The 25,616-nt window shown below is 69.8% G+C and carries 25 protein-coding genes; 13 read left to right on the top strand and 12 right to left on the bottom strand.

Features of this window, described 5'->3' with window-relative positions; all coding sequences use genetic code 11:
* Window positions 1-36: 36 nt before the first annotated feature.
* The 3 genes from ORI60_RS34000 to ORI60_RS33990 are packed head-to-tail and all read right to left on the bottom strand — an operon-like array spanning window position 37 to window position 3,189.
* A complete protein-coding gene (locus ORI60_RS34000; RefSeq protein WP_266042098.1) occupies window positions 37-1,539 on the bottom strand; it encodes an aldehyde dehydrogenase (NADP(+)) in 1,503 nt (500 codons plus the stop codon).
* Window positions 1,536-2,360: an NAD-dependent epimerase/dehydratase family protein gene (locus ORI60_RS33995; RefSeq protein ID WP_266042097.1), complete on the bottom strand. Its 825-nt coding sequence runs from the start codon at window positions 2,358-2,360 to the stop codon at window positions 1,536-1,538. Before ORI60_RS33995 ends, ORI60_RS34000 begins: the two co-directional genes overlap by 4 nt.
* A 40-nt stretch (window positions 2,361-2,400) precedes the next feature.
* Window positions 2,401-3,189, bottom strand: a complete 789-nt coding sequence (locus ORI60_RS33990; protein WP_266042096.1) for an IclR family transcriptional regulator — start codon at window positions 3,187-3,189, stop codon at window positions 2,401-2,403.
* Window positions 3,190-3,314: 125 nt separating this feature from the next.
* Here ORI60_RS33990 and ORI60_RS33985 point away from each other — a divergent pair, with 125 nt between their 5' ends.
* The 9 genes from ORI60_RS33985 to ORI60_RS33945 all read left to right on the top strand — a co-directional run bounded on the left by ORI60_RS33985 (window position 3,315) and on the right by ORI60_RS33945 (window position 11,814).
* Window positions 3,315-4,634, top strand: a complete 1,320-nt coding sequence (locus tag ORI60_RS33985; protein WP_266042095.1) for a sugar ABC transporter substrate-binding protein — start codon at window positions 3,315-3,317, stop codon at window positions 4,632-4,634.
* 77 nt (window positions 4,635-4,711) lie between these two features.
* Window positions 4,712-5,602 carry a carbohydrate ABC transporter permease gene (locus ORI60_RS33980; protein WP_266042094.1) on the top strand — a complete coding sequence of 297 codons (891 nt, stop codon included), beginning with the start codon at window positions 4,712-4,714 and terminating at the stop codon, window positions 5,600-5,602.
* On the top strand, window positions 5,599-6,477 hold the full coding sequence (locus ORI60_RS33975; protein WP_266042093.1) for a carbohydrate ABC transporter permease: 879 nt from the start codon (window positions 5,599-5,601) through the stop codon (window positions 6,475-6,477). The genes ORI60_RS33980 and ORI60_RS33975 overlap by 4 nt, the downstream gene beginning before the upstream one ends.
* Window positions 6,478-6,485: 8 nt before the next feature.
* Window positions 6,486-7,388 (top strand): 5-dehydro-4-deoxyglucarate dehydratase, encoded by a 903-nt coding sequence (locus tag ORI60_RS33970; protein ID WP_266042092.1) that lies wholly within the window; start codon window positions 6,486-6,488, stop codon window positions 7,386-7,388.
* A 13-nt stretch (window positions 7,389-7,401) separates the two neighbouring features.
* Window positions 7,402-8,661, top strand: a complete 1,260-nt coding sequence (locus ORI60_RS33965; protein WP_266042091.1) for a glucarate dehydratase family protein — start codon at window positions 7,402-7,404, stop codon at window positions 8,659-8,661.
* Window positions 8,655-9,785: a hypothetical protein gene (locus ORI60_RS33960; RefSeq protein WP_266042090.1), complete on the top strand. Its 1,131-nt coding sequence runs from the start codon at window positions 8,655-8,657 to the stop codon at window positions 9,783-9,785. The genes ORI60_RS33965 and ORI60_RS33960 overlap by 7 nt, the downstream gene beginning before the upstream one ends.
* Window positions 9,786-9,838: 53 nt before the next feature.
* Window positions 9,839-10,309: a hypothetical protein gene (locus ORI60_RS33955; protein ID WP_266042089.1), complete on the top strand. Its 471-nt coding sequence runs from the start codon at window positions 9,839-9,841 to the stop codon at window positions 10,307-10,309.
* A 158-nt stretch (window positions 10,310-10,467) separates the two neighbouring features.
* On the top strand, window positions 10,468-10,998 hold the full coding sequence (locus tag ORI60_RS33950; RefSeq protein WP_266042088.1) for a hypothetical protein: 531 nt from the start codon (window positions 10,468-10,470) through the stop codon (window positions 10,996-10,998).
* Between the two features lie 3 nt (window positions 10,999-11,001).
* A complete protein-coding gene (locus tag ORI60_RS33945; RefSeq protein WP_416234535.1) occupies window positions 11,002-11,814 on the top strand; it encodes an alpha/beta fold hydrolase in 813 nt (270 codons plus the stop codon).
* 231 nt (window positions 11,815-12,045) lie between these two features.
* On the opposite strand, the gene ORI60_RS33940 is transcribed toward ORI60_RS33945, so the two are convergent.
* From ORI60_RS33940 to ORI60_RS33920, 5 genes are all read right to left on the bottom strand, one after another.
* On the bottom strand, window positions 12,046-13,710 hold the full coding sequence (locus ORI60_RS33940; RefSeq protein WP_416234534.1) for a fumarate hydratase: 1,665 nt from the start codon (window positions 13,708-13,710) through the stop codon (window positions 12,046-12,048).
* A 272-nt stretch (window positions 13,711-13,982) separates the two neighbouring features.
* A complete protein-coding gene (locus tag ORI60_RS33935; RefSeq protein WP_266042085.1) occupies window positions 13,983-14,972 on the bottom strand; it encodes a sigma-70 family RNA polymerase sigma factor in 990 nt (329 codons plus the stop codon).
* 250 nt (window positions 14,973-15,222) lie between these two features.
* Window positions 15,223-15,648, bottom strand: coding sequence for a D-aminoacyl-tRNA deacylase (gene dtd, locus ORI60_RS33930; protein ID WP_266042084.1), 426 nt, complete (start codon window positions 15,646-15,648; stop codon window positions 15,223-15,225).
* On the bottom strand, window positions 15,645-17,114 hold the full coding sequence (locus tag ORI60_RS33925) for a methyltransferase (protein ID WP_266042083.1): 1,470 nt from the start codon (window positions 17,112-17,114) through the stop codon (window positions 15,645-15,647). The genes dtd and ORI60_RS33925 overlap by 4 nt, the downstream gene beginning before the upstream one ends.
* 28 nt (window positions 17,115-17,142) lie before the next feature.
* A complete protein-coding gene (locus ORI60_RS33920; protein WP_266042082.1) occupies window positions 17,143-18,627 on the bottom strand; it encodes a PucR family transcriptional regulator in 1,485 nt (494 codons plus the stop codon).
* A gap of 93 nt (window positions 18,628-18,720) precedes the next feature.
* Between ORI60_RS33920 and ORI60_RS33915 the strand changes: the two genes are divergently transcribed.
* Window positions 18,721-19,035 (top strand): DUF3099 domain-containing protein, encoded by a 315-nt coding sequence (locus ORI60_RS33915; RefSeq protein ID WP_266042081.1) that lies wholly within the window; start codon window positions 18,721-18,723, stop codon window positions 19,033-19,035.
* Between the two features lie 166 nt (window positions 19,036-19,201).
* On the opposite strand, the gene ORI60_RS33910 is transcribed toward ORI60_RS33915, so the two are convergent.
* Together ORI60_RS33910 and ORI60_RS33905 are read right to left on the bottom strand one after the other, a co-directional pair.
* Window positions 19,202-20,080 (bottom strand): carbohydrate kinase family protein, encoded by an 879-nt coding sequence (locus tag ORI60_RS33910; RefSeq protein WP_266042080.1) that lies wholly within the window; start codon window positions 20,078-20,080, stop codon window positions 19,202-19,204.
* Complete coding sequence (locus ORI60_RS33905; RefSeq protein ID WP_266042079.1) at window positions 20,077-20,967, bottom strand: pseudouridine-5'-phosphate glycosidase; 891 nt, start codon at window positions 20,965-20,967, stop codon at window positions 20,077-20,079. Before ORI60_RS33905 ends, ORI60_RS33910 begins: the two co-directional genes overlap by 4 nt.
* 31 nt (window positions 20,968-20,998) lie before the next feature.
* Here ORI60_RS33905 and ORI60_RS33900 point away from each other — a divergent pair, with 31 nt between their 5' ends.
* Together ORI60_RS33900 and ORI60_RS33895 are read left to right on the top strand one after the other, a co-directional pair.
* On the top strand, window positions 20,999-21,250 hold the full coding sequence (locus tag ORI60_RS33900) for a DUF3039 domain-containing protein (protein ID WP_090006425.1): 252 nt from the start codon (window positions 20,999-21,001) through the stop codon (window positions 21,248-21,250).
* 88 nt (window positions 21,251-21,338) lie between these two features.
* Window positions 21,339-21,860: an SMI1/KNR4 family protein gene (locus tag ORI60_RS33895; protein WP_266042078.1), complete on the top strand. Its 522-nt coding sequence runs from the start codon at window positions 21,339-21,341 to the stop codon at window positions 21,858-21,860.
* Here ORI60_RS33895 and ORI60_RS33890 read toward each other — a convergent pair.
* Complete coding sequence (locus tag ORI60_RS33890) at window positions 21,857-22,942, bottom strand: YihY/virulence factor BrkB family protein (RefSeq protein WP_266042077.1); 1,086 nt, start codon at window positions 22,940-22,942, stop codon at window positions 21,857-21,859. The genes ORI60_RS33895 and ORI60_RS33890 overlap by 4 nt on opposite strands.
* A 156-nt stretch (window positions 22,943-23,098) precedes the next feature.
* Here ORI60_RS33890 and ORI60_RS33885 point away from each other — a divergent pair, with 156 nt between their 5' ends.
* Window positions 23,099-24,784: a DEAD/DEAH box helicase gene (locus ORI60_RS33885; protein WP_266042202.1), complete on the top strand. Its 1,686-nt coding sequence runs from the start codon at window positions 23,099-23,101 to the stop codon at window positions 24,782-24,784.
* A 7-nt stretch (window positions 24,785-24,791) separates the two neighbouring features.
* On the opposite strand, the gene ORI60_RS33880 is transcribed toward ORI60_RS33885, so the two are convergent.
* Window positions 24,792-25,580 carry a class I SAM-dependent methyltransferase gene (locus tag ORI60_RS33880; protein WP_266042076.1) on the bottom strand — a complete coding sequence of 263 codons (789 nt, stop codon included), beginning with the start codon at window positions 25,578-25,580 and terminating at the stop codon, window positions 24,792-24,794.
* Window positions 25,581-25,616 lie beyond the last annotated feature (36 nt).

The following is a 25,616-nucleotide window of genomic DNA, read 5'->3' as shown; positions in this document are numbered from 1 at the left end:
ACATGATGTCAGCGGCCCCGCTCATGCGGCTGCCCCTCAGTGCACGCCGAGCACACCGTCCACCCGGCGCGGGATGCCGAGCGGGTTCGCGTCCTGCAACTCCGCCGGCAGCAACGCGTCCGGCCACGACTGGTACGTCACCGGCGCGATCCAGCGGCGGATCGACGTGGCGCCCACCGACGTGTGCAGCGGGTTCGTCGTCGACGGCCACGGGCCACCGTGGTGCTGGCCCCACGCCACCGCGACACCGGTCGGCCAGGCGTTGAAGATGATCCGGCCCGCCACGTGTCGCAGGATCTCGGCGATCCGGCCGGCCTCCGCGTGGTCCGACTCGGCGGCGTGCACCGTGCCGGTCAGCGTGCCCGGCAGCTTCGCCAGCACCGAGTGCAGCTCCTCCGGCGACGAGTACGTCACGACCAGCGCGGCCGGGCCGAAGTGCTCCTCGGTCAGCTTCTCGAGGTTCTCCTCGAACACCTTCACCGACGTGCTGAACAGCAGCGGTGCCACGGCCCAGGCCTCGTCCGGGCGGACACCCGTCGACACCACGGAGACGAGGTCCGACGCGGCCAGCGCGTCCGTGCCCGCCTTGTAGGAGTCGCACATCCGCTCGTTCAGCATCGCGCCACCCGACGAGGCCGCGACGGCCTCGCCCAGCGCCGCCACGATCGACTCCGGCGCGAACACCAGGCCGGGGTTCGTGCAGAACTGCCCGACACCCATCACCAGCGACTGCGCGAAACCGGCGGCGATCTCCGGGGTCGCCGCACCGGGCAGGATCACCGTCGGGTTCACGCTGCCGAGCTCGCCGTAGAACGGGATCGGGTCCGGCCGGCCCTGCGCCAGGTCGAACAGCGCCCGGCCGCCCCCGGTCGAGCCGGTGAAGCCGACGGCGCGCACCGCGGAGTGCTTCACCAGCGCGACACCGGCCTCGGTGCCGTACACGATGCCGAACACGCCCTCGGGCGCACCGGCTTCACGCAGTGCGTCGACCACCACCCTGGCGGTCTCGCGCGACGTCGACGGGTGTGCCGAATGTGCTTTCACCACAACGGAACAACCGGACGCCAGCGCGGAGGCCGTGTCACCACCGGCGACCGAGAAGGCGAACGGGAAGTTCGACGCGGAGAACACCGCGACCGTCCCGAGAGGACGGAGCACGCGCCGCAGCACCGGCCGCGGCGGGATGATGTCCGGGTTCGCCGTGTCCAAAGTGGCTTCGACGTAGCTGCCCTCGCGCAACACCTCGCTGAACAGCCGCAGCTGGTTCGTCGTGCGCTTGAGCTCGGTCGTCAGCCGCGGCACGCCCAGCGCCGTCTCGCTGTCGGCCGTCTCCACGAGCAACGCCGACTCGGCGTCCAGCGCGTCCGCGACCTTCTCCAGCACCACGGCACGCTCCGCCGCCGGAACGACCGACCACGCCGAGAACGCGACGGCCGCGGCGGACGCGATGCGGTCGACCTCGCTGTCGGGGGTCTTCGCAACCGGTTCGCCGTACGGCTCACCGGTGCGCGGGTTGTATCCCTGCACGACGTGGCTCAACGCCCTGCCTCCTTGACTGCCGTGTCGAAATCGGGGCCGCACCAGGCTCCACCCACGTACCTCGCCGCGGGCGACGAGGGGTCGAGTTCGCCGTGCTGCTCCAGCACTGCGGCCGCGTACACCTCCGAGTCGTCCTGCGGCTCGTATCCCAGCGCGCGGGCCTCGTCCAGCGAGAACCAGCCGCGCTTGTTGTTCGAGACGCCCCACACGATCCGGAAACCGGGTGACGGGGCAGAGAGGCACGCCTCGAACAGGCGCGCGCCGTCGTCCGGCGACATCCACGTCGACAGCATCCGCACGTCGCGCGGCTTCTCGAAGCACGACCCGATGCGGATCGCGATCACGTCCATGCCGTAGCGGTCGGCGTACAGAGACCCCAGCGCCTCCAGCGCCACCTTGGACACGCCGTAGTAGGTGTCCGGGCGCGGGAACGCGTAGTCGCCCGCCTCACCGTCGGCGCGCTCGAGGTAGCCGACGGCGTGGTTCGAGCTGGCCAGGACGACGCGGCGGACGCCGGAACGCCGCGCGGCCTCCAGCACGGTGTGGGTGCCGTCGATGTTGACGCGCAGGATCTTGTCCCACGACTCCTCGAGGCTGTGGCCGCCGAGGTGGATCACCGCGTCGACGTCCTTCGTCGCGGCCTCCATCGCGGCCATGTCGGTCACCGAGGCCTCGACGAGCTCGACGTTCTCGCCGTCGGCGGCCGCGGGCAGCTCCGCGATGTCCAGCAGCCGCAGGACACGGCCCTCCGCGGCGAGACGGGAACGCATGAGCGTTCCCACCCCGCCACCGGCGCCGGTGATCAGGATGCGTGCGGTCACGGGTTGGAACCCTCCGTCTTGTTCAGGTGTTTCGGCAAGCTCAGCGACCGAACTGGCGGAGGAGCTCGGTGATCGTCCGGGCGGCGTCGAGCAGAGCGGAGATGACCTGCCGCTCGTGCTCCGGGGTCAGCCTGCCCAGCGGCACCGAGCAACTCATGGCGTCCAGCACGGGATTGCGGTACGGCAGCGCCACCGCGAAACAGCCCAGTCCGGGCGTGTTCTCCTCGCGTTCGTGGGCGTAGCCGACGTTGCGGAACCCGGCGAGCTGCTCGTGCAGCGCCGCCCGATCGATCACGGTGTTGGGGGTCAGCGGCGCCAGGTCGTGGGGGAGGATCAGGTCGACCTCCTCCGGCGTGCGCGTCGACAGCACGGCCTTGCCCAGCGACGTCGAGTGCGCCGGCAGCCGCCGGCCGACGCGCGAGACGACGCGCAGGTGGTGCTCGGACTCGCGGCTCGCCAGGTAGACGACGTCCGCGCCGTCCAAACGGGCAAGGTGCACGGTCTCGTTGATGTCCTGGCGGACCTGCTCCATCACGCGGATCGCCGCCCGCACGACGGGGTCGTGGTCCAGGTAGGACGTACCGACGAGCAGCGCGCGCACGCCGATGCCGTACGTGCCCCTGTCCGAGTCGACCTCCACCCAGCCGCGCGCGACCAGCGTCTGCAGCAGCATGTACAGGCTGGACTTGGGATAGCTCAGCTCGCGGTGCAGCTCCGTGAGCGTCAGCCTGCGGTCTGACGCGGACAGCACTTCGAGCAGCTCCACGGTGCGGTCGGCGGACTTCACCGCGCCCGGACGAGCCGTGCCCTTGTCGATCGGTGACGCCACCGGACCCTCCTCGAAACAGGAAAGCAACTTGCCCTTGACACGTCGCTGTCCTGATTCTTACAGTCCTGCACCAGGTTCACAAGTACGACCCAGGTTCACGTACATGAACGCGAAGGGCTTCGACGATGCGCCGTAGAACTGCCACAACACTCGCCACGCTGGGCGTGGCCGCGCTGCTCGCGGGGTGCGGCAGCGGTGGCAGCACGGCGACGTCGAGCAAGGACCCGAACAAGCCTCTGGAGGTGTGGACCCGCTCCACCGAGGCGACCGCGAAGGTGTACGAGAAGATCTTCAAGTCGTTCACCGAGAAGACCGGTGTGCAGGTCGACTACAAGCCGATCTTCAACGACTTCGACAAGCAGGTGCAGCAGCGCGCCGCGTCGAAGGACCTCCCCGACGTCGTCATCACCGACACCGGCTCGCTCGGCAACTTCGTCAAGCAGGGCTGGACGACCGAGGTCACCAAGGACGACATCGCGGGCGGCGCCGACATCGTCGACCGCGCGTGGAACAACGGGAAGGGCGCGGACGGCAAGTTCTACGCCATTCCCTACTCCACCCAGGCGATGGTCACGCTGATCCGCAAGGACTGGCGCGAGAAGCTCGGCAAGCCGATCCCCACCACGTGGGAGGAGCTCGACGACCTCGCGAGGGCCTTCACCCGCGACGACCCCGACGGCAACGGGCAGAACGACACCTACGGCATGCTCGTGCCGGGCACGACCGACCGCGGCTACCTCGGGTGGTGGGCGGCCAGCTACATCTGGCAGGGCGGCGGCGACATCCTCGAGGACGAGGGCGACGGCAAGTTCCGCGTCGGCATCGACTCGCCGGAGTCGACCAGGGCGGTCGAACGGCTGCGCAAGCTCTTCTGCGAGGACAAGGTCATGCAGCCCGGCTCGCTGACCCTGGGCACGAACGACGCGCACCCGCTGTTCGAGTCGGGCAAGAGCGGCATCTACCTCACCGGCCCGTACATGATCGGCCGCTTCGACAAGTCGGTCGGCAAGGACAAGTACGAGGTCGTCGCGTCGCCGAAGGGCCCGGCCGGCGCCACGGTGCTCGGTGAGGGCGAGAACATCTACCAGATGGCCGGCTCCGCCAAGACCGCCGACCAGAAGAAGCTCGCCGAGTACCTGATCACGCCCGAGGCGCAGCAGGCCGGCATGAAGGGCGACCCGCAGCCGGTCGTGCGCCTGCCCGTCAACAAGAGCGTCGACGTCAACGCGACGTACAAGGATCCGCGCTGGGCGACCGTGGCGGGCGTGTACTCCAGCGAGGCGCGGCCGTTCCCCAGCGTCCCGAACTTCGCGCCGTTCCGGCAGAAGACCTCGGAGGCCCTGAACTCCATCTTCGCGAAGTGCCCCGCTGACTCCTCGGCCGAGCTGAAGGCGCTCGCGGAGGCGCTCAAGAAGGAACTCGAGAACCAGAAGGCGTCGAAGTGACCGCAGTCCAATCACTCGGCGACACCCGAGACGTGGGCTCGACGGCTAGTGGCGGCGGTGCCGTCGAAACCCACCCCGTGAGGCGGCGCCGCCGGCGCCGCCTCACGGGAGCCAACTTCATCCCGTGGCTCTTCCTGCTCCCCGCCGCGCTGATCTTCCTGGTCTTCAAGTTCATCCCGATGGCGGAGGGCATCCGGCTCTCGCTGTTCGAGGTCCGGCCGTTCCTGGGCGACATCTTCGTCGGCTTCAAGAACTACGCGACGATCCTGCAGGACGAGAAGTTCCTGACCGCCAGCTGGCACACCCTCGTGCTGGCCGGCGGTCAGACCGTCGGCGCCATGGTGATCGGCTTCTTCCTGGCGCTGCTGCTCGAAGGCCACACCAAGTCGCTGTGGTTCGTGCGGTCCGCGGTGTTCCTGCCCGTCGTGGCGGCCACCGCGGTCATCGGTGAGATCTGGCGGCTGTTCTTCTACCCGGCGCCCGAAGGCTTCCTCAACGAGCTCATCTCGTGGGTAGGCCTCGGCCCCTGGGAGTACATCCACAGCACCGACACCTCGCTGGTGTCGGTCATGTTCGTGGGCATCTGGAAGCACGCCCCGTACGACATGGTGCTGATCCTCGCCGGGCTCGCCGGCATCGACCGCCAGCAGTACGAGGCCGCCGCGATCGACGGCGCGACGACGCCGCAACGGATCTGGAACGTCACGCTCCCCGCGTTGCGGCCCGTCATCACGATCCTGCTGACGCTGGCGGCTATCCGCGGGCTGCGCGTCTTCACCGAGGTGTACGTGCTCACCGGCGGTGGGCCCGCCGGGTCGACCGACGTGTGGATGACCCGCGTCTACACCACGGCCTTCGAACAGTCCGAAGCCGGACTCGCCTCGGCTGGTTCTGTGCTCTTGTTCCTGGTTACCTTGGTTTTGACGGTCAGCGTGCAGTGGTACCGCCGGTGGAAGGAGGCGCGATGAGCGTCAACTCGAGTCGCTTCGACAGCGCCATCGGCTGGTCCGCCCGCCCGGACGCGTGGCTCAGCAGGGGCATCCGGTTTCTTTTCAGCGCCCTCGCTGTAATCCTTTTCTGCGGACCGCTGCTGGTCATCTTCTCCGGCGCGTTCGACCACAACCCGGACCCGACCAAGCTGTCGGTGATCCCGGACAACCCGTCTCTGATCAACTTCCAGGTCGCGGCGGAGAACAAGATCTGGCACTACCTGATGAACTCGCTGATCATCGCTGGTGGTGCGCTGCTGCTGCAGCTGGCGGTGAGCGTTTTCGCCGCATACGCGTTGGCGCGCAAGAAGTTCCGCGGTCAGGCCATCGCCCTGTTGGTCATTCTCGCCACGATGATGTTGCCTGAGGAGGTCATCGCGATCCCGCTGTCGCTGGTGATCGGGGACCTGCCTCTGGTGCACGTGAGTCTCAAGGGCACCCTGCTCGGCGTCATCCTCCCGCTGGGGGCTTGGGGTTTCTCCATCTTCGTCATGACGGAGTTCATGAAGGAGATCCCCAACGAGCTGGAGGAGGCGGCCAAAGTGGACGGTGCCGGGGAGCTGCGCCTCTTCGCGCAGATCATTCTCCCGCTGTGCAAGCCCGCGCTCGGCGTCATCGCCGTGTTCGGATTCAACATGATTTGGGAGCAGTACCTGCTCCCCCTGATCGTCGCCGCTGACCCCTCCGATTACACGCTCACGGTCGCACTCCTCGCGCTTCGGTCCGACGACATGGTCGGAACGGGCATCGTGCTGGCCGGTGCGTTGCTGGCGCTGGTACCGAGCCTGGTCGTGTACCTGTCGCTGCAGAAGTCCTTCCTGCGTGGGATCACCACCGGAGCGATCAAGGGATGAGTCTGGTTATGCAACTCGATGGTGTGCTGTTCTTTCCGGTGACCCCGTTCGACAGCGAGGGGAACATCGCGTACGACGTGCTGGCCGAGCACGTCAAGCACGGTGTCTCCGCCGGGCCGGGCGCGGTGTTCGCCGCCTGTGGCACCGGCGAGTTCCACGCGTTGGAGCTGGGCGAGTTCGAGCGAGCGGTGGCGGTCGCGGTCGAGGCGACCGCGGGCAAGGTGCCGGTGTTCGCCGGGGCGGGCGGTTCGGTCGCGTCGACCAAGCAGTTCGTGCAGGCGGCGGAACGCGCCGGCGCCAACGGCATCCTGCTGCTGCCGCCGTACCTGGTGACCAACCCGGCCGCCGGGCTCGTGCGGTACGTGGCCGAGGTCGCCGGTGCCACCGAACTGCCGATCATCGTCTACCAGCGCAACAACGCGCGGTTCACGCCGGAGACCGCGGTCGAGGTCGCGCGGATCCCGAACGTCGTGGGCCTGAAGGACGGTCTCGGCGACCTCGACCAGATGCAGCGGATCGTGCTGTCCGTCCGTGCCAACGTTGACAAGCCGTTCCAGTTCTTCAACGGCCTGCCGACCGCGGAGATGACGCAGCTCGCGTACCGGGCCATCGGCGTCGAGCTCTACTCGTCGGCGGTGTTCTGCTTCGCCCCGGAGATCTCGATCGGCTTCTACAACGCCGTGCAGTCCGGCGACACCGAGCTCGTGAACCGGTTCCTCTTCGAGTTCTACAAGCCCCTGGTCGAGCTGCGGGACAAGGTCCCCGGCTACGCGGTCGCCCTGGTGAAGGCCGCGGTGCGCGCGAACGGTCTCGAGGTCGGCGGCGTGCGGCCGCCGCTGATCGACCCGCTGGACGAGCACCTGGCCGCGCTCGACAAGATCATCGCCGCGGGCAAGGCCCTGCTGAGCTGAGAGGGCGTCCCGCATGAAGATCACCGAGATCGTCCTGACACCGATCGCGTTCCGGGACCCGCCACTGCTCAATTCGGCGGGCGTGCACGAACCGTGGGCGCTGCGCACGATCGTCGAGGTGCACACCGACGAAGGCATTTCGGGACTGGGGGAGACCTACGGCGACCTCGGGCACCTGGAGCGCTCACGGTCCGTTGTGGACTCTTTGATCGGCCTCGACGTCTTCGCGTTGAACGAGATGCACGCGAGGGTCGCCGCCGCGCTCGGCGGCGAGGCCGGACCGGACAAGCACGGCCTGACCGGCAAGATCACGGCGGAGAGCACCGTCGACCGCGTGTACTCGCCGTTCGAGGTCGCGTGCCTGGACATCCAGGGCAGGGCGCTGGGACGCCCGGTGCACGACCTGCTGGGCGGCGCGGTCCGGTCGTCCGTGCCCTACTCGGCCTACCTGTTCTACAAGTGGGACGGACATCCCGGCGCCGAGCCGGACGAGTGGGGCGAGGCGGTCGATCCGGCCGGCATCGTGGCCCAGGCCACGAAGATGATCGAGCGGTACGGCTTCGGGTCGATCAAGCTCAAGGGCGGTGTCTTCCCTCCGGAGCAGGAGATCGAGGCGATCCGCGCCCTGCGCGAGGCGTTCCCGGACCACCCGCTGCGGCTGGACCCGAACGCGGCCTGGTCGACGGCGACGTCGCTGAAGGTCGCGGCGGAGCTCGACGGCGTGCTGGAGTACCTGGAGGACCCGACGCCGGAGATCTCCGGGATGGCGGAGGTGGCCGCGCAGGCACCGATGCCGCTGGCCACCAACATGTGCGTGGTCGCGTTCGAGCACCTCAAGCCGTCCGTGCGGCAGGACGCCGTGCAGGTGCTGCTGTCCGACCACCACTACTGGGGCGGACTGCAGCGGTCGCGTCAGCTGGGGATGATCTGCCAGACGTTCGGCATCGGCCTGTCGATGCACTCGAACTCGCACCTCGGCATCTCGCTGGCCGCGATGACGCACCTGGCGGCGGCGACGCCGAACCTCAACTACGCGTGCGACACCCACTACCCGTGGAACGCCGCGGACGAGGTCGTGGAGCCAGGCGTGCTGTCCTTCGTGGATGGTGCGGTGCCGGTTCCCGTGACGCCGGGACTCGGTGTGTCGCTGGACCGCGACGCGTTGGCGCGCATGGCCGAGAACTACGTCCGGTGCGGCATCACGGCTCGTGACGACACGGGCTACATGCAGAAGTTCGACCCGAGTTACGAGAGGAAGCGCCCCCGGTGGTGAAGTCGGTTGTCCACGCTTATCCGTGGGACCTGGTCGGAGACCCCGACGCCGTCGCGCGGTACCAGGACCTCGGCGTCGACGCGATCGCCCTCGCGGCGTCGTATCACACCGTGCGGGCCGCGACGCCGCTTCATCCCTCGCACCGGATGGTCGATGCGAGGCACGCGGCGTTCTACCTGCCGGTGCGGGAGTCGAAGTACGGCCGCCTGGTGCCCGCCGAACCGTCCTGGATGGACGGTCCGGACTCGTTCGGCGCCGCGGCGGCCCTGGTCCGGGCCGCCGGCCTGCCGGTCTACGCGTGGACCGTGCTGACGCACAACTCGCGCCTCGGTGACCTGCACCCGGACGTGACCGTGGTGAACGCGTTCGGGGATCGCTACCCGTACGCGCTGTGCACCGCGCAGCCCGACGTCGTCGAGTACACGTCGGTGCTGGTGTCCGAGGTGCTGGACCTCGGCGCGCCGGACGGGATCATCCTGGAGGCCTGCGGGCCGCTGGGGTTCTTCCACGGCGGGCACCACGAGAAGACCGACGGCACGGACTGGAACGCGGTGCAGCAGAAGCTGTTGTCACTGTGCTTCTGCTCTGCCTGCACCGCCCTGCACGCCGACCCGGATGCCCTGCGTGAAGCGGTCCGGGCCGGGGTCGATCGCGGCGCGTCCAGCGTCGAGGAAGCGCTGGGCGCGCTCGCGGAAGACGTTCAAGCGGTGCGCACCGGCGTGGTGCGGTCGTTGCGGCAGAGGCTGGTGGCGGAGATCCGCGCCGCCGCGCCGTCGATCCGGATCGGCATGCACGTGACGGCGGATCCTTGGGGCACCGGACCGTTCGCGACCGTGGCCGGTGGTGTCGACGCCGACGTCGACGTCCTGACCACGATGTGCTGGCCCGGCCCGGAGATCGCCGTCCCCGGCATCGAGGCCCTTCGTTCCGTCGCGCCGGACACGCGGATCGCAGCGTACGTGCTGGGGCTGCCGCCGAAGCCGGCCGACGGTGCCGCGTTGTCGAAGGAGTGGCTCGCGTACCAGGACGCAGGCGTGGAGGAGTTCCACCTCTACCACGGTGGTCTCGCGTCCGCGGCACGGCTGGAAGCTCTGCGAGAGGCTGTAGCGGCCGTTAGCCGCTAACTGTGAAGAGAAGTCACTGCAACCGGCTTTGAGCGCGGTTCCGTCCTCTTCACATGAGGCACATAGGAACCGTAGTTGGCACTGGCGTCCTGCTGCTGGTCATCTCGGCCTGTGGCAGTGCGCAGAACGCGGGCACAGGAGCAGGTGGCGGTCAGGAGCTGCCGATCGCCACCTCCTCCTCCGAGGTGCCCCCGAACATCGCACCCGGAGAAGTGCCGCCGGACGGCAAACCCGTGACGAAGCTCGACGCCAACGCGCTCGCGCCGGATCAGCCGCGCACCGTGTGGACGCAGGGCGACGGGAAGACCGTCGGAGTCGTGGCCCAGGAGGGCGGATGCGGCAAGGCGAGCGCGTCCGTGCTGGAGCAGAACGCTTCCACGGTGAAGATCGAGCTGCTCGAGACGCTGCCGCTGACCAAGCAGATGTGCACTATGGACATCCGCTTCCCACCCCTGACGGTGCAGCTGTCCGAACCCCTCGGTGAGCGCACGGTCGTGCTGACGTCGCGGCAGGAACAGAAGTAGACCTCCCTCCCCCCAGGTGCCCGGTCGGCAACTGCCCCGCCGGCCGGGCATCTCTCCTTGCGGACCTGTTTCTGGGGACCCGTCCGGGAAAATTCCACCGGACACATCGCGAGACATTTGACAGGGACTTCGTGTCCCGGTTTGCGAGGATGGTGCGCATGAGAAACGCCGTCGCTGCCGTTGCTCTCGCCGTCGTGCTCGTCGGTTGCTCGTCCGGCACGCAGTCCGGCGCGCCCGGCTCCAGTTCGCCGGGCGCCACGCCCACGGGCACCAGCGCGCCCGGTTCGAGCGGCACCCCCGGCTCGTCCGGCGCGAACCCCACCGCTCCCGTCCAGCCTCCGGTGTCGATCTCGGAGGAGAAGCCCGTCGTCCCGCCCGGCGTCACGCCCGTGGCGCCGGACAAGGTCGACACGACATCGTTGTCAGACACCTACCGCGACGAGGCCTACGTCTTCGGCGACGGCCGGGACGTCGAGGTCTTCGGCGTGGGCGGCGGCTGCAAGGAGGCGCGTGCCGAGATCACCGGCCAGTCCGCCGACGTCGTCCAGATCACGCTGGTCACGATCACCAAGCAGCCTCCGGGCACCCTGTGCACCCAGGAGGTCCGCCAGGTGCCGCTGACCGTCCGCCTGGACGCGCCTCTCGGCAACCGCCGCCTGGTCCTCGAATCCCGCGAGGAAACCGGCTGACCCGTGGATCCACAGCCTGTCGACCTGGCGCACGGCGACCGCGTACTGCGTGTATACGACGTGGGTACAGGTGTCCCGGTGTTCTGGCACCACGGGACACCCAACCTCGGTCTCCCGCCGGAACCGCTGTTCAGGCCCGGCATCCGCTGGGTGTCCTACGACAGACCCGGCTACGGCGGCTCCACCGCCGTCCCGAACCGGCCGGTGGCCTCCGCCGCCGCTGACGTGGCGCACATCGCCGACTCGCTCGGCATCTCGAAGTTCGCGGTCGTAGGTCACTCCGGCGGCGCACCGCACGCCCTCGCGTGCGCCGCCCTGTTGCCCGGCCGCGTCACCGCCGTCGTCGCCGGCGCGTCGCTGGCCCCCTTCGACGCGACCGGCCTCGACTGGTTCGCCGGCATGATCGCCTCAGGCGAGGCCTCACTTCGTGCCGCGGCGGCCGGTCGAGCGGCCAAGGAGGCCCACGAGGCGTCCGGTGCTCCCTACGACCCCGAGTTCACTCCCGCCGACCTCGAGGCGCTCGACGGCCCGTGGTCGTGGTTCGGCGAGGTCGTCGGTCCCGCGCTGGCCGGTGGCCCCGCCCCGTTGATCGACGACGACCTCGCCTACGTCACGCCCTGGGGCTTCGACCCCGCGTCGATCCGCGTGCCGACCCTGCTGCTGCACGGCGAGCGCGACGGCGTGGTCCCGGCCTCGCACAGCCGCTGGCTCGCGGCGCGGATTCCCGGCGCCGAACTCCGCCTGACCGCGGACGACGGCCACATCTCGGTCCTCGCCCACGCCCCGGCCGCCCTGGACTGGCTGCTGGCCCGCTGACGGTCCTGTCAGGCGTCCGCCGAGGAACTCGACGCGGTTGCCCACGGCGTCGAAGGTGTGGAACCGGAGCCTGCCGGGGACCTCCTCCGGATCGGCCCAGACGACCGGGTGCCCCGCTGCCGGTCCTCGGCTCCTGCCGGACAGGTGACCTGGACGGGGTGGATCAACGCGAAACCCCCGATCGAACGAATACGGGACAACCGTACTGTTTGATCGGGGGTCTCGGGAGAGCTAGCGGCGGAAGCTGATCTGCAGGGTCGGCGTGGACGTCTCCGCGAAGAAGTCGTTGCCCTTGTCGTCGACCACGACGAACGCGGGGAAGTCCTCGACCTCGATCTTCCAGACGGCTTCCATGCCCAGCTCGGGGTACTCGAGCACCTTGACCTTGCGGATGCAGTCCTGCGCCAGCCGCGCCGCCGGGCCGCCGATCGAGCCCAGGTAGAAGCCGCCGTGCGACGAGCAGGCGTCGGTCACCTGCTTGGAGCGGTTGCCCTTGGCGAGCATCACCAGCGAGCCGCCCGCGGCCTGGAACTGCTCAACGTAGGAGTCCATGCGGCCGGCGGTGGTCGGGCCGAACGAACCGGAGGCGTAGCCGTCGGGCGTCTTGGCCGGGCCGGCGTAGTAGACCGGGTGGTCCTTGAGGTACTGCGGCATCTCCTCGCCGGCGTCGAGGCGTTCCTTGATCTTGGCGTGCGCGATGTCGCGCGCCACGACCAGCGGGCCGGTCAGGGAGACGCGGGTCTTCACCGGGAGCTTGGTGAGGATCTCGCGGATCTCCGACATCGGGCGGGTGAGGTCGATCTGGACGACCTCGTCGGACAGGTCCTCGCCCTCGATCTCGGGCAGGAACCGGGCCGGGTCGCGCTCCATCTGCTCCAGGAACACGCCCTCGGCGGTGATGCGCGCCTTGGCCTGGCGGTCGGCCGAGCACGACACCGCGATGCCGACCGGGAGGGACGCGCCGTGGCGGGGGAGTCGGATCACGCGCACGTCGTGGCAGAAGTACTTGCCGCCGAACTGGGCGCCGATGCCGAAGTTGCGGGTGAGCTCGAGGACCTGCTGCTCGAGGTCCGTGTCGCGGAACGCGTGGCCCGCGGCGGAGCCCTCGGACGGCAGCGTGTCGAGGTAGCGGGCGGAGGCGAGCTTCGCGACCTTGAGGTTCTGCTCGGCGGACAGGCCACCGACGACGACCGCGAGGTGGTACGGCGGGCACGCCGCGGTGCCGAGCGACCGCAGCTTCTCGTCCAGGAACGACGCGAGGCGCTTCGGGTTCAGCACCGCCTTCGTCTCCTGGTAGAGGAACGTCTTGTTCGCGCTGCCGCCGCCCTTGGCCATGAACAGGAACTCGTACACGGGTTCCTGGCCCGGCTTGTGGAACACCTCGATCTGCGCGGGCAGGTTGGTGCCGGTGTTCTTCTCGTCCCAGAACGTCACCGGGGCCATCTGCGAGTAGCGCAGGTTGAGCTCCTGGTAGGCCTCGTAGACGCCGCGGGCCAGGGCCTTCTCGTCGTCGCCGCCGGTCAGGACGGTCTCCGAACGCTTGCCCATGATGATCGCCGTGCCGGTGTCCTGGCACATCGGCAGCACACCACCGGACGAGATGGCGGCGTTGCGCAGCAGGTCCATGGCGACGAAGCGGTCGTTGCCGGAGGCCTCGGGGTCGTCGACGATCTTGCGCAGCTGGGCGAGGTGCGACGGGCGCAGCAGGTGCTGGATGTCCCGGATCGCCTCCTTCGCGAGCAGCGTCAGCGTCTCCGGGGCGATCTCCAGGAACTTGCGGTCACCGGCCTCGATGAGCTTGACCCCGTCGGAGGTGACGAGGCGGTACTCGGTCTCGGTGTCCTTCGCGAGAGGGAGGACGTCGGTGTACTCGAATGTGGTGGGCACGGGGTACACAACTCCAACGGTGTGCAGTTCGGATCAGAAAACCGTACCGCCATCAAAGGGACCTGCCGGTCCCCGTCCACCGTGTTCTTCGCAACGACGTCCTCGCGTGGCCGCGAAACGCGGAAGGCCGGGGCGGCCCCCGGCCGTCCCGACCTTCCTTCGCGTGCTAACCCGACTCACGACGGGCGTCGCGTGGCTCTGGTAACGCCCGACCGTGCCGTGAGTTGAGTCACAAGTCAATACTGCTCGGCAGGTGAGACCCGACCGTGACGCCTGCCGGTCTAGGAGGCGTACGCCCGCAGCTTCGCGGCGCGTTCGCCCTGGCGGAGCTTCGACATGACCTCGCGCTCGATCTGGCGGACCCGCTCGCGCGACAACCCGAAGCGCTTGCCGATCTGGTCGAGGGTGCGGGGCTGGCCGTCCTCCAGGCCGTAGCGCAGCCGGATCACGGCCTGCTCGCGCGGCTCCAGCGTCGCGAGAACGCGGCGCAGGTCGTCCTGCAGCAGCCCGGAGATCACGGCGCTCTCGGCGTCGGTGGCGTCCGAGTCCTCGATGAAGTCACCGAGGGGAGCGTCCTCCTCCGTGCCGACCGGCATGTCGAGCGATACCGGGTCACGGGCGTGGTCGAGCAGGTCGGCGACCTTGTCGACGTTGAGGCCGGCTTCCTTCGCGAGCTCCTCGTTCGTCGCCTCGCGGCCGAGCGTCTGGTGCAGGTCGCGCTTGATCCGCGCGAGCTTGTTCACCTGCTCGACGAGGTGGACGGGGAGGCGGATGGTGCGGCCCTGGTCGGCCATGCCGCGGGTGATCGCCTGGCGGATCCACCACGTCGCGTACGTCGAGAACTTGAAGCCCTTGGTGTAGTCGAACTTCTCGACCGCGCGGATCAGGCCCAGGTTGCCTTCCTGGATCAGGTCCAGCAGCGGCATGCCGCGGCCGGTGTAGCGCTTGGCCAGCGACACGACGAGGCGCAGGTTGGCCTTGAGCAGGTGGTCCTTGGCGCGGCGGCCGTCGCGGACGAGCTCCCCCATCTCGTCGCGACGCGTGGGGGTGAGGCGCTTGGCCGTCTCCAGGACGTGCTGCGCGAACACACCGGCCTCGATGCGCTTGGCGAGCTCCACCTCCTCTTCGGCGGTGAGGAGCGCGGTCTTGCCGATCCCGTTCAGGTAGACTCGAACGAGGTCGGCTGCTGGTCCTTGCGCGTCGAGTTCGTGCTCGACGACGGCGGGCGTGTTCTCTCCGACTTCACGGTCGGAGATCCTCGTGACGGTCATGGATCTCCCTCCCCCTGGTGCGGGCGACGCTGCTGTCGGTCAGGACAGTCGCGCGTGGCGGTCAAGGCGGCGCGGCGCTGCGCCCTGGTTGCCGGTTGCGGCGGGCCCGCTCGGGATCCCATCGCTAGCTGGCTGATACCTGGGTAACGAAGACGATTCCGAATTCGTTCCCGACTTCCATGACCTGAAGACGTCACCGCAGTCACAGCGGTTGCGCGACTAATCTGAGGATTACCTGAGAACCGTTTAGTCAGAGGTCGACGATCACCGTGAACGGACCGTCGTTCACGCTCCGTACCTTCATCTCTGCTCGGAATCGTCCTGTTTCGACGCGGGCGCCCTTTTGGCGTAGTTCCTGCACGACGGCGTTCACCAACGGTTCCGCGTGCTCGGGCCTGGCGGCCGCCGTCCAGGACGGACGGCGGCCTTTGCGGGTGTCCCCGTAGAGGGTGAACTGGCTGACGACCAGCAGCGGAGCACCTGTGGACTCGCACGACTGCTCGTCGTCGAGGATGCGCAGACCATGCAGCTTCTGCGCCATTTTGCGGGCGTGCTCGGTCGTGTCGTCGTGGTGGACGCCGAGCAGCACCAGCAATCCGGGCTCGTCGATCGCGCCGACGATCTCCCCTTCGACTTCGACACTCGCTTCTGTGACGCGCGCCACAACTGCTTTCACGCGGGAATCAACATTCCGTGCCGGACGAGATCACGAACGATCGGCAAGGCCGCTTCTGCATCGATTTCTCCGTACGCGAACTCGAGCAGTGCGAGCAGGTCCTCCAGCGGCAGCGCGCCGTTGCACCCGGCGACGAGCTTGGCGGTCGCCTCGTCGACCTCGTGCTGCCAGCCGGGCCCATCGGTGCGGTGCAGCCGGGCGACGACCTTGCGCCAGCCCTCGTCGCCCGGTTCGGACACCTCCTCGAGCAGCACGGTGTCGGCGACCCGGAACCGCTGGCCCAGCAGATCGGGGTTGGCGCGCAGCCACGCGACGTTGTCGAGCCAGCGCGCCGCCTCCGGGCCCAGCGGGTCGTCGTAGGCGTGGCGCAGGTCCTCGCAGATGACCTGGGAGTGCATCTCGTCGGTGCGCCGCAGCGTCACGTACCCGAAGCCGACGCCCTGGACGTCGTTCTCCTCGAACCAGTCGAGCCACGCCGCGGCCTTCTGCCGGCCCTCGGGGCTGCGCGGGTCGACGCCCGCGTCCTTGAGCCACGTGCCGACGTACAGGGCGGGCTCGGCGATGTCGCGCTGCACGAACCACGCGTCGATGCCGCCGCGCGGGAGCCAGCCGGAGACGCGCTCCTCCCAGTCCTCGCCCTTGCGGTGCACCCACGACGCGAGCAGCTGGCCGACGCCGCCCTCGTTGAGGAAGGCGGGCAGCTGCCGGATGACCAGCGCCGACGCGTCGTCGCCACCGAGGCCGGAGTCGCGGTAGACGAAGTCCACCCGCGGCGGGCCGACGACGAACGGCGGGTTGCACACGACGTGGTCGAACCGCCGGTTGCGGACCGGCCCGAACCACTCGCCCTGCAGCGTCTCCACGTCGAGCTCGTTCAGGCGGAACGTGCCCTGCGCGAGCCTCAATGCGCGCTCGGACAGGTCGGTCGCGGTGATCTTCTGAGCGTGCGTGCTGGCGTGCAGCGCCTGGACGCCGCAGCCGGTGCCGAGGTCGAGCAGCGTGCCGACGGGCGTGCGCTTGGTCGCGCGGGCGAGGCTGATGGACGCGTGGCCGACACCGAGCACGTGGTCCTCGGGCACGGCGCCGCCGCGCAGGTCGGAGTCGAGGTCGGCGACGACCCACCAGTTGTCCTCGTACGGCCGCACGTCCAGCCCGGCCTTCAGGCTGGTCGCGCCGGACACGGGGGACAGGACCTCGTTCTTGACGGCGTCGTCGATGTCGACACCGTCCAGCGCCTTGCGGACGTCCTGCTCGGGCTCGTGGTCGCCGAGCAGGAACATGCGGATCAGCGTGCCGAGAGACCCGGCGTCCTTGCTCGCGCGGCGGGCGGGTTCGGGCTCACCGCGGCCGAGTGCGGCGTGAGCCTGCGGGCCGAGCGCGTCGACGACGCCGTCCGCGGTGTAGCCGGTGTTCAGGAAGGCCTCGCGCAAACGGGCGCACAGTTCAGCGGAAAGATCGGGGTGCACGGGTGGAGATGCTTTCACGCCCCAGGACTCAGCGCGTGATCCGGAGGGCGATGGCCATCGCGAGCCGCTGGTCGGGATCGTCGAGGGGGAGCGGCGTCACCTCGGCCATCTTCTGCATGCGGTACCGCAACGTGTTCGGGTGCACGTTCAGCTCCCTGGCCGCCGCGCGCACGTCCCCCTGAGCCGTCAGCCAGGACTTCAACGTCGTCGCGTACTGCGTCCCGTGCTCGGCGTCGTGCCGCAGGATGTCGGAGATCGGTCCGCGGGTCGGCAGGCGTCCGGCCTCGGCGACAGCGGCCAGCCGGTGCAGCAGGACCTGCGCCCACGCGTCGTCGTACACAACCGGTACACCGGTGGAGAGCGCGAGGCATTCATCCGCCTCCTGCCGCGACGTCGGCAGCTGCGCCGCCTCGGCCGGCCCTCCGATGCCCGCCAGCACCGTCGCCTCCGCGGGCAGCTCGCGCACCAGCGAGCGCACCCACGCGACGGCGTCGTCGGCGGCCGGGATGACGGTGTAGAGGACGTTGCCGAACAGTGCGCTGCGCCCAGGCCGCGACCAGCCGAAACCGGCGGTCGCCCGCTGGAACGCGAGCACCGCCGCACCGTGCTCGCCCTCGCCCGCGTGGGCCTGCACCGCGATCACCCGCAGGTCCGCGGACGGCAGCCCGAGGCGCGCGACGTCGGCGGACTCGGGCTGGTCGAGCAGCCTGATCACCAGATCGGCCTCGGCCTGGCGTTCGAGGTCCGTCGACGCGCGCGACCGCAACAGGTGCAACGCCGCCGTGCGCGCACCGTCGACCAACGCGGCGCTCCGGGCGGCGTCCACCGGCCCCGTCACCTCGACCCACACGGACCCGAGCAGCTCACGGCCCGCCCGCACCGCGGCGACGAGCCGGTTGCCCAGTTGCGGGGTCAGCTTGGGCACGAAGATCGGCTCGTCCGAAGACGCGAGGTGCGTGAACACCCCGAACTCGTCGAGCGCCCGCCGGGCCTCCTCCGGCACCCGCCGCCCGAGGATCGTCTGCACGCGCACGGGGTCGACGTCCTCCTGGCGGTAGGAGTACGCGAGCACGCGGGACTGCTGGTCCTCGATCGTCACCGGCCCGCCCACCACGCCCGCGATCACGTCGGCCAGCCCGAACAGGTCCCCGGTCCGCGTACCGCCGTTGACCAGCGTCTGCGTGACGTTCGCCAGCTGGCTCCACGGCACGGACGGATCCACGAGCAGCACGGCCGCACCGGACTTCTTGGCCGCGGCGACCACCCGTTCGTCGAGCGGCGGCCTGCCGTGCAGGACCACCGCGGACGCCACTGTGGAGGACACGAGCCGCGCCGCCGCCGCGACCGACGGCGTACCGAGCCCGAGCAGCACGTCGCCCGCGGTCGCCGGTGTGTTCTCCGCCGGATCGTGCAGCGCGACCCCGCGGAGCTCGGCGTCGCGCCCTCTCGGCGCGCAGGCCAGGTGCGTGCCCAGGCTGCCGAGCACGTCCACGAGGCGATCAAGGGCGACCACCCGCGGATGTTAACCGCCGACCGGCCGTCCCCGGCGTCACTCGGACGTGGGACTATGGAAGGCGTAGCCGATGGAGTTGGACGAGGTGGTGTCGTGAGCAGTCCCGACCGGAACGACACCGCGGTGTTGATCACCGAGGCCGCTCCGTCCTACGAACAGCAGCACGCGGCCCGGCGCCGGAAGTACGCGATCATGATGAGCCTGCGGTTCCCGTGCCTCATCCTCGCGGCGCTGTTCGCCCACATCTGGTGGCTGGCCCTGTTCTTCATCGTGCTGTCCGTGCCGCTGCCCTGGATGGCCGTGCTGATCGCGAACGACCGGCCGCCGCGCAAGGCCGAGAAGGCCAACCGCTACGAGGTCGAGCGCCGCGCCATCGCCCCGAAGAGCACCACCGTCATCGACGGCTGACCGTCCCGCATCCGCTCTGCCCGGCCAGCGGATCGCCGCCGTCCAGCCCTTTGCAATGAGTCGTTTGTCGTCGTCCGCAAACGTTTTTTGCATCCGGTAACGCAAAACCGCAGGTCGAGGCGACCGGTATACCAGCCGGCAGCCGACATGCCGGTGGAGCCAGGAGTCAGCGGGGTGCTTGGGCTCCGACGACGCTGACCGCGCGAGAGCCCGCGCGGACGCCGCCGAGGAGGGCGTCGCGCTTCGATGCGCCGGACAGCCAGGCGGCGAGGAAACCCGCGTCGAAGGCGTCGCCCGCTCCCGTCGAGTCGATGCACTCGGTGACTTCAGCGGGAACTGAGATCAGCTCGTCGGCGTCGACCCACGTCGCGCCATCCGGACCCGAGGTCACCACCACGGTGCCGACGTGGGAGAGCAGCGACTTCGCCGACGAAGGTTCCGAGGAGCCGGTGAGGGCGAGGAGCTCGTCGGCGTTGGGGAGCAGGAAGTCGACACCGCGCACGTCCGCCAGGAATGCCTCGGCCGAGTGGATCAGGACGGCTGCCTGGGGGTCCACGGACGTCGTCCAGCCCGCGGCGCGGGCCGCGTCGAGCACGGCCAGGCCTGCGGGGCGTGAGGTGGCGTCGAGCAGCACGTAGCCGGACAGGTGCAGGTGGCCGTCGGGCTCGGCGAGCAGGCCCGGTGCGAGGTCCTCGGGGGAGAAGCGGGCGTTCGCGCCGCGGTCGGGGAGCATCGAGCGCTGGCCGTCCTCGTCGACGAGGACGACCACGCAGCAGGTGGCGAGCTCCTGGTCGACCGCGAAGGCGCACTGGACACCCGCCGTGGTCAGTTCGGAGTGCACCTGGCGGCCCGCCGAGTCGGCGCCGACACGGGCCACCAGGACCGGCGAGGCGCCGCAGGCCGCGAGCCACACCGCGGTGTTGGCGCCCGCCCCGCCCGGTTCGATGGTGACCTTGGCGCGGACGTCGCCGCCGTGGGCGATGGGGCCGGCGTGGCGGGCCACCACGTCGAGGCCCGCGTCGCCGACCACGACCACCGGCCTCACTGGAACAGCTCGACGGCGACGGCGGCGGCCACAGAGGCGTTGTTGACGACCAGTTCCTCGTTGGCGTCGAGGCTCACGCCCTCGCTCGCGGTGTGGAAGTGCTCCAGCAGAACGGGGGTGACGTCCTTGCCGCGCACGTCGGCGTCGACGAGCTTCTGCAGGCCTTCGGCGAGCAGGCGGTCGTGCAGGGCGGAGTCCATCTCGAACGCGGCGGGGATCGGGTTGGCGAGCAGCATGCCGCGGCCTCCCGCGGCGAAGACGGCGGCGGCCTCCCGGGCCGTCTCGACGCGCCACGGGACGTCGAACTCCGACTCGCGGCGGTAGAAGGCCGGGAAGCGGGACGTCTGGTAGCCGACGACCGGCACCGAACGTGTCTCCAGGACCTCCAGGGTCGCGCCCATGTCCAGGATCGACTTCACGCCCGAGCAGACGATGAGCACCGGCGTCGTCGCCACCACGTCGAGGTCGGCGGACACGTCCCACGTCTCGCGCGCGCCCCGGTGCACGCCGCCGAGGCCACCGGTCGCGAAGACGCGGATGCCCGCCTGGTGGGCGAGGGCCGTGGTCGAGGCGACGGTCGTCGCGCCGCTGCGGCCCAGCGCGTAGGCGGGCCCCAGGTCGCGCAGCGAGAGCTTCACCAGGTCGCCCTGGTTGCAGACGCGGTCGAGCTCGGCGGAGGTCAGGCCGATGTGCGGGACGCCATCGAGCACCGCGATCGTCGCGGGGACGGCGCCTGCCTCCCGCACCACCTTCTCCAGGCGTGCGGCGACGGCCAGATTGCGCGGCGCGGGCAGGCCGTGGGACAGGATCGTGCTCTCGAGCGCGACGACCGGCCGGTTCTCGGCGAGGGCGGCGGCAACTTCATCGGCGATGTGCAGCGTGGTCACGAGGGGACATCATCCCAGGTACCCTGGGCGGGTGAGCACCCAGACTCTTCCCGAGGTCGACGTACGGCCGGATGAGACCGACCAGTCCTCGGACGACACGCCGAAGATGTTCCACTACGTGCGCAAGGCGAAGATCGCCGAGAGCGCCGTGATGGGTACGCATGTGGTCGCGCTCTGCGGAGAGGTCTTCCCGGTCACGCGGTCGCCGAAGCCCGGTTCGCCGGTGTGCCCGGACTGCAAGAAGATCTACGAGAACCTCCCGCCCGGCGGCGACGGCGACTAGTCGCCCCCAGAAGCCTTCCGGCGCCCGCCGCCTCGAGACGACTCGAGGCGGCGGGCGTTGCTGTCTCGAACCGGTGTGGGGGAGTGACGTGGATCTTCTTGCCTCTTGGCGCGCCGTGCTGGGGGACGTCGGGACGCCCGCGCCCGCGGTGGACTGGCCGGCGGTCGAGTCCCGGCTCGGCACCGCGCTGCCGGCCGACTACAGGGTGCTGGCCGAGAACTACCCGGCCTTGTCCATCGACGGCTTCATGGGCGTCTTCCACGTCGTGAGCGAGAAGGACGACGAGTCCGACCTGCGGGAGTTCGCGGAACGGACGCTCGGCTACTGGCGGGCGCTGCGGGCGGACCTCCCCGACGCGGTGCCGCATCCGCTGTACCCCGAGTCCGGCGGCCTGCTCCCCTGGGGCGTCACCGACAACAACGACTTCCTCTGCTGGCTCACGAACGGCGAGCCGGACGAGTGGCCGGTGGTGGTCACGACCGTCCACGAGTGGTGGACGTACGAGGGAACGATGCTGAGCTTCCTCTCCGGGATCCTGCGCAGGGAGATCGTGTGCCCGGTTCTCACCGAGGACTTCCCTGGTGAGGACTACGAGGTGACGGCCGACTAGCCGCGCTGCTTCTCTTCCTCCGAGTGCGACCGCTGCTCCTGGATCTCCAGCGGAGTCGTGAGCTGCGTGTCGGCGGGGGAGGGCGCCGAGTACTCCGCGCCGTTCTCCTGCTGGGGCGCGGCGGTCTCCTCGCGGATGCGGGACGCCGCGCGCTCCATCTCGAGCCTGCGCCAGCGGCGGCGCTGGCGGCGGGTCATGCGGGCCGGCCACATGTCCTGCACGGCGCTGTTGAAGTACGCGCCGATCGTGATCGCCAGGCCGATGAAGAACACGAACAGCAGGAACGCGATCGGCGTCGCCAGCGCGCCGTAGGTGTAGCCGGTGGTGGTGATCCACTGGATGTACAGGCGCAGGCCGATGGACGACAGGATGAAGAACGCCATGGCGAGGATCGCGCCGGGCAGCACGCGGTGGTACGGCAGCCTGCGCGGCAGCGCGACCTTGTAGAGCAGCGACAGCGAGAGCACCAGCAGCAGCGCCACGCCGGGGTAGTAGAACCGGCCGACCCACGTCGTGATGTACGGCTGCCAGGACGCCGGGAACAGCTCCGGCAGGATGTCCGGGCCCAGCGCGAGCACCGGCAGGCCGACCACCAGCGCCACCAGCGACACCAGGTAGAGCAGCAGCGCGAAGAACCGTTGCCACACCTCGTTGCGCACGCCGTACTGGCCGTGGGCGACCGTGATCGCGTCGACGAACGACGACATGGCCGACGACCCCGCCCACAGCGAGATCAGGAAACCGATGGAGACGATCTCGCCCTTGCCGGTCGACAGGATCTCCGCGACGGTCGGCTGGATCACGCCGTTGACGACGTCCGCGCTGAAGATCGTCCGGGTGAACCCGATGATCTTCTCCTGGACGGAGAGCACGATCTCGGGGCCGAACCAGGTGCCGATCCAGCCCATCGAGCCGAGCACGCCGAGCAGCAGCGGGGGGAACGACAGCGTCTGCCAGAACGCGGCTTCGGCGGCTTCTGAGAAGATGTTGCCCTGCCATGCCTTCGACAGCGTGCGCGCGAGTAGACGCAGCGGCCCCTTGCGGCCGGACCTGCGCGCGTCGTTCTCGGAAGGCGAACCCATCGCAGTGACAAGCATGGTGCATACCGCCACGTTTCGCGGCATCGACGCCCGGAACAGGTAGAGTCGCAGTGCCCTCGGCCACGGTCTGCCTGAGGGTATTGCCATGTTTGACCTGCATAAATGAGGAGAAACACGTCTGTGACAGCGACAGCAGCAATGCGACCGCTGCGGGCATGGCAGCGGCGCGCGCTGACCAAGTACCTCGCCGTCAAACCCAAGGACTTCCTCGCCGTCGCGACGCCGGGTGCGGGCAAGACGACCTTCGGGCTCCGCGTTGCCGCCGAGTTGCTGGCCGACAGGACGATCGAGGCCGTCACGATCGTCACGCCCACCGAGCACCTCAAGCACCAGTGGGCGAAGGCGGCGGCCGAGCAGGGCATCCACATCGACTCGAACTTCCGCAACACCAACGCGATGACCTCCCGCGACTACCACGGTGTGGCCGTCACGTACGCACAGGTCGCCGCTCATCCGACGCTGCACCGGGTGCGCACCGAGAACCGCAAGACGCTCGTGCTGCTCGACGAGGTGCACCACGGCGGTGACGCCAAGTCGTGGGGTGACGCGATCCGCGAGGCGTTCACGCCGGCGGTGCGCCGCCTGTGCCTCACCGGCACGCCGTTCCGCTCCGACGACTCGCCGATCCCGTTCGTCACTTACGAAGAGGGTTCCGGCGGCTTCAAGACGTCCAAGGCGGATCACACGTACGGGTACGCCGACGCGCTGCGCGACGGCGTGGTCCGGCCCGTGCTGTTCCTGGCGTACTCGGGTGAGGCGTCGTGGCGGACCAGCGCGGGCGAGGAGTACACGGCACGCCTGGGCGAGCCGCTGACACAGGAGCAGACCGCACGGGCGTGGCGCACGGCGCTCGACCCGGCCGGCGACTGGATGGCGTCCGTGCTGCGCGCCGCCGACCAGCGCCTGACGCAGAAGCGGGAGAACGGCCTGCCCGACGCGGGCGGACTGGTGATCGCCACCGACCAGACGGTCGCGAAGGCCTACGCGCAGGTGCTGGAGCGCGTCACGGGCCAGATCCCCACGCTCGTCCTGTCCGACGACCCGAAGGCGTCCGGCAAGATCGCCGAGTTCTCGGCGACGAACGAACGCTGGATGATCGCCGTCCGCATGGTGTCCGAGGGCGTCGACGTGCCGCGGCTCGCCGTCGGCGTGTACGCGACGTCGTCGTCGACCCCGCTGTTCTTCGCCCAGGCCATCGGGCGCTTCGTGCGCAACCGGAAGCCCGGCGAGACGGCGACCGTGTTCCTGCCCTCGGTACCGGTGCTGCTGCAGCTCGCGTCCGAGCTGGAGGCCGAACGCGACCACGTCCTGGGCAAGCCCCACCGCGACAAGGACGGCTGGGACGACGAGCTGATGGCCGCGGCCAACGCGGTCAAGGACGAGCCCGGCGAGGACGAACGCGCCTTCACGGCCCTGGGCACCACGGCCGAGCTCGATCAGGTGATCTACGACGGCTCGTCGTTCGGCGCCCCGACCCACGCCGGCTCCGAGGAGGAGCAGGAGTACCTCGGTCTGCCGGGTCTGCTCGCACCGGACCAGGTGCGCACCCTGCTGCTCCAGCGCCAGGAGGAGCAGATGGCGTCGGCCGCCAAGCGGCCCAAGCCCGAGGTCGCCGTGCGCGAGGCACGGCCCGTGGGCGTGCAGGAACGCCTCACGTCGCTGCGCAAGGAGCTCAACACCCTCGTCGCGATGCACCACCACCGCACGAAGAAGCCGCACGGCAAGATCCACAACCAGCTGCGCGAGTACTGCGGCGGGCCGCCCACGGCGATGGCCACGATCGAACAGCTCGAAGAGCGGATCGCGACGCTGCGTTCCTGGTAGCGCTGAGTCAGGTGCGCGTGACGGCGACGGCCAGCGTGCTGTAGCGCATCGTGAACTCGCCGCCGATCGCGTCGATCGCGCCGCCGACGTCGTCGAGGAGCGCGGTGCCCTGCTCGCTGCTGAGCAGGGCCATCGGGCTCATGGTGCGCATCAGGTCGAGGTAGCCGGCCGTCGTGAAGGTCCGCTCCCAGTCCGCCTGCCACTGCTCGGCGTGCGCGAACGCGCCGGTGGCGGCGAACGCCTCGCCGGTGCGCACGGAGCCCGCCAGGTAGGACTCGAACGCCTCCTCGTAGGAATGGCCGATCCGGTACTGCGGCCGCGGCGCGAGCTTCTCGTACGCCGCGACGAAGGCGTCGGCGATCGGCTCCGGCGTCCCGTACACGTGCCACAGCGCCACGAAGACCCCGCCCGGCCGCAGCACCCGAGCGGCGTGCGCCGGACCCGCCTCCTGGTCGACCCAGTGCCACGACTGCCCGGCGACGACGGCGTCGAACTCGCGACCAGCCGGGTCCCAGGCTTCGAACTTCGACACCTCGACGGTCACTCCGGCGCCGCGCGCGAACTCCGCCATCCGCTCGTCGTGCTCCACGCCGAGCACGTCCATGCCGGCCGCGCGCAGCTGCCGCGACAGGACGCCGGTGCCGCACCCGACCTCGACCACCCGAGGCCCTGGGCTCGCGGCGACGAGCCTGTCGATCAGCTCCTGCGGGTAGGCCGGCCGGGTGCGGTCGTAGCGCGCCGCCTCGGCGCCGAACGAGTGCGCCAGTCTTTCGGCGGCTTCCTTGTCGACGGTCATGCACCCAACCTAGGGATGTCCGGGAGGTGACGGCCG

The organism is Lentzea sp. NEAU-D7 (genome assembly GCF_026242055.1).
Taxonomy (GTDB): Bacteria; Actinomycetota; Actinomycetes; order Mycobacteriales; family Pseudonocardiaceae; genus Lentzea.
This window is presented reverse-complemented; position numbering and strand designations above follow the sequence as displayed.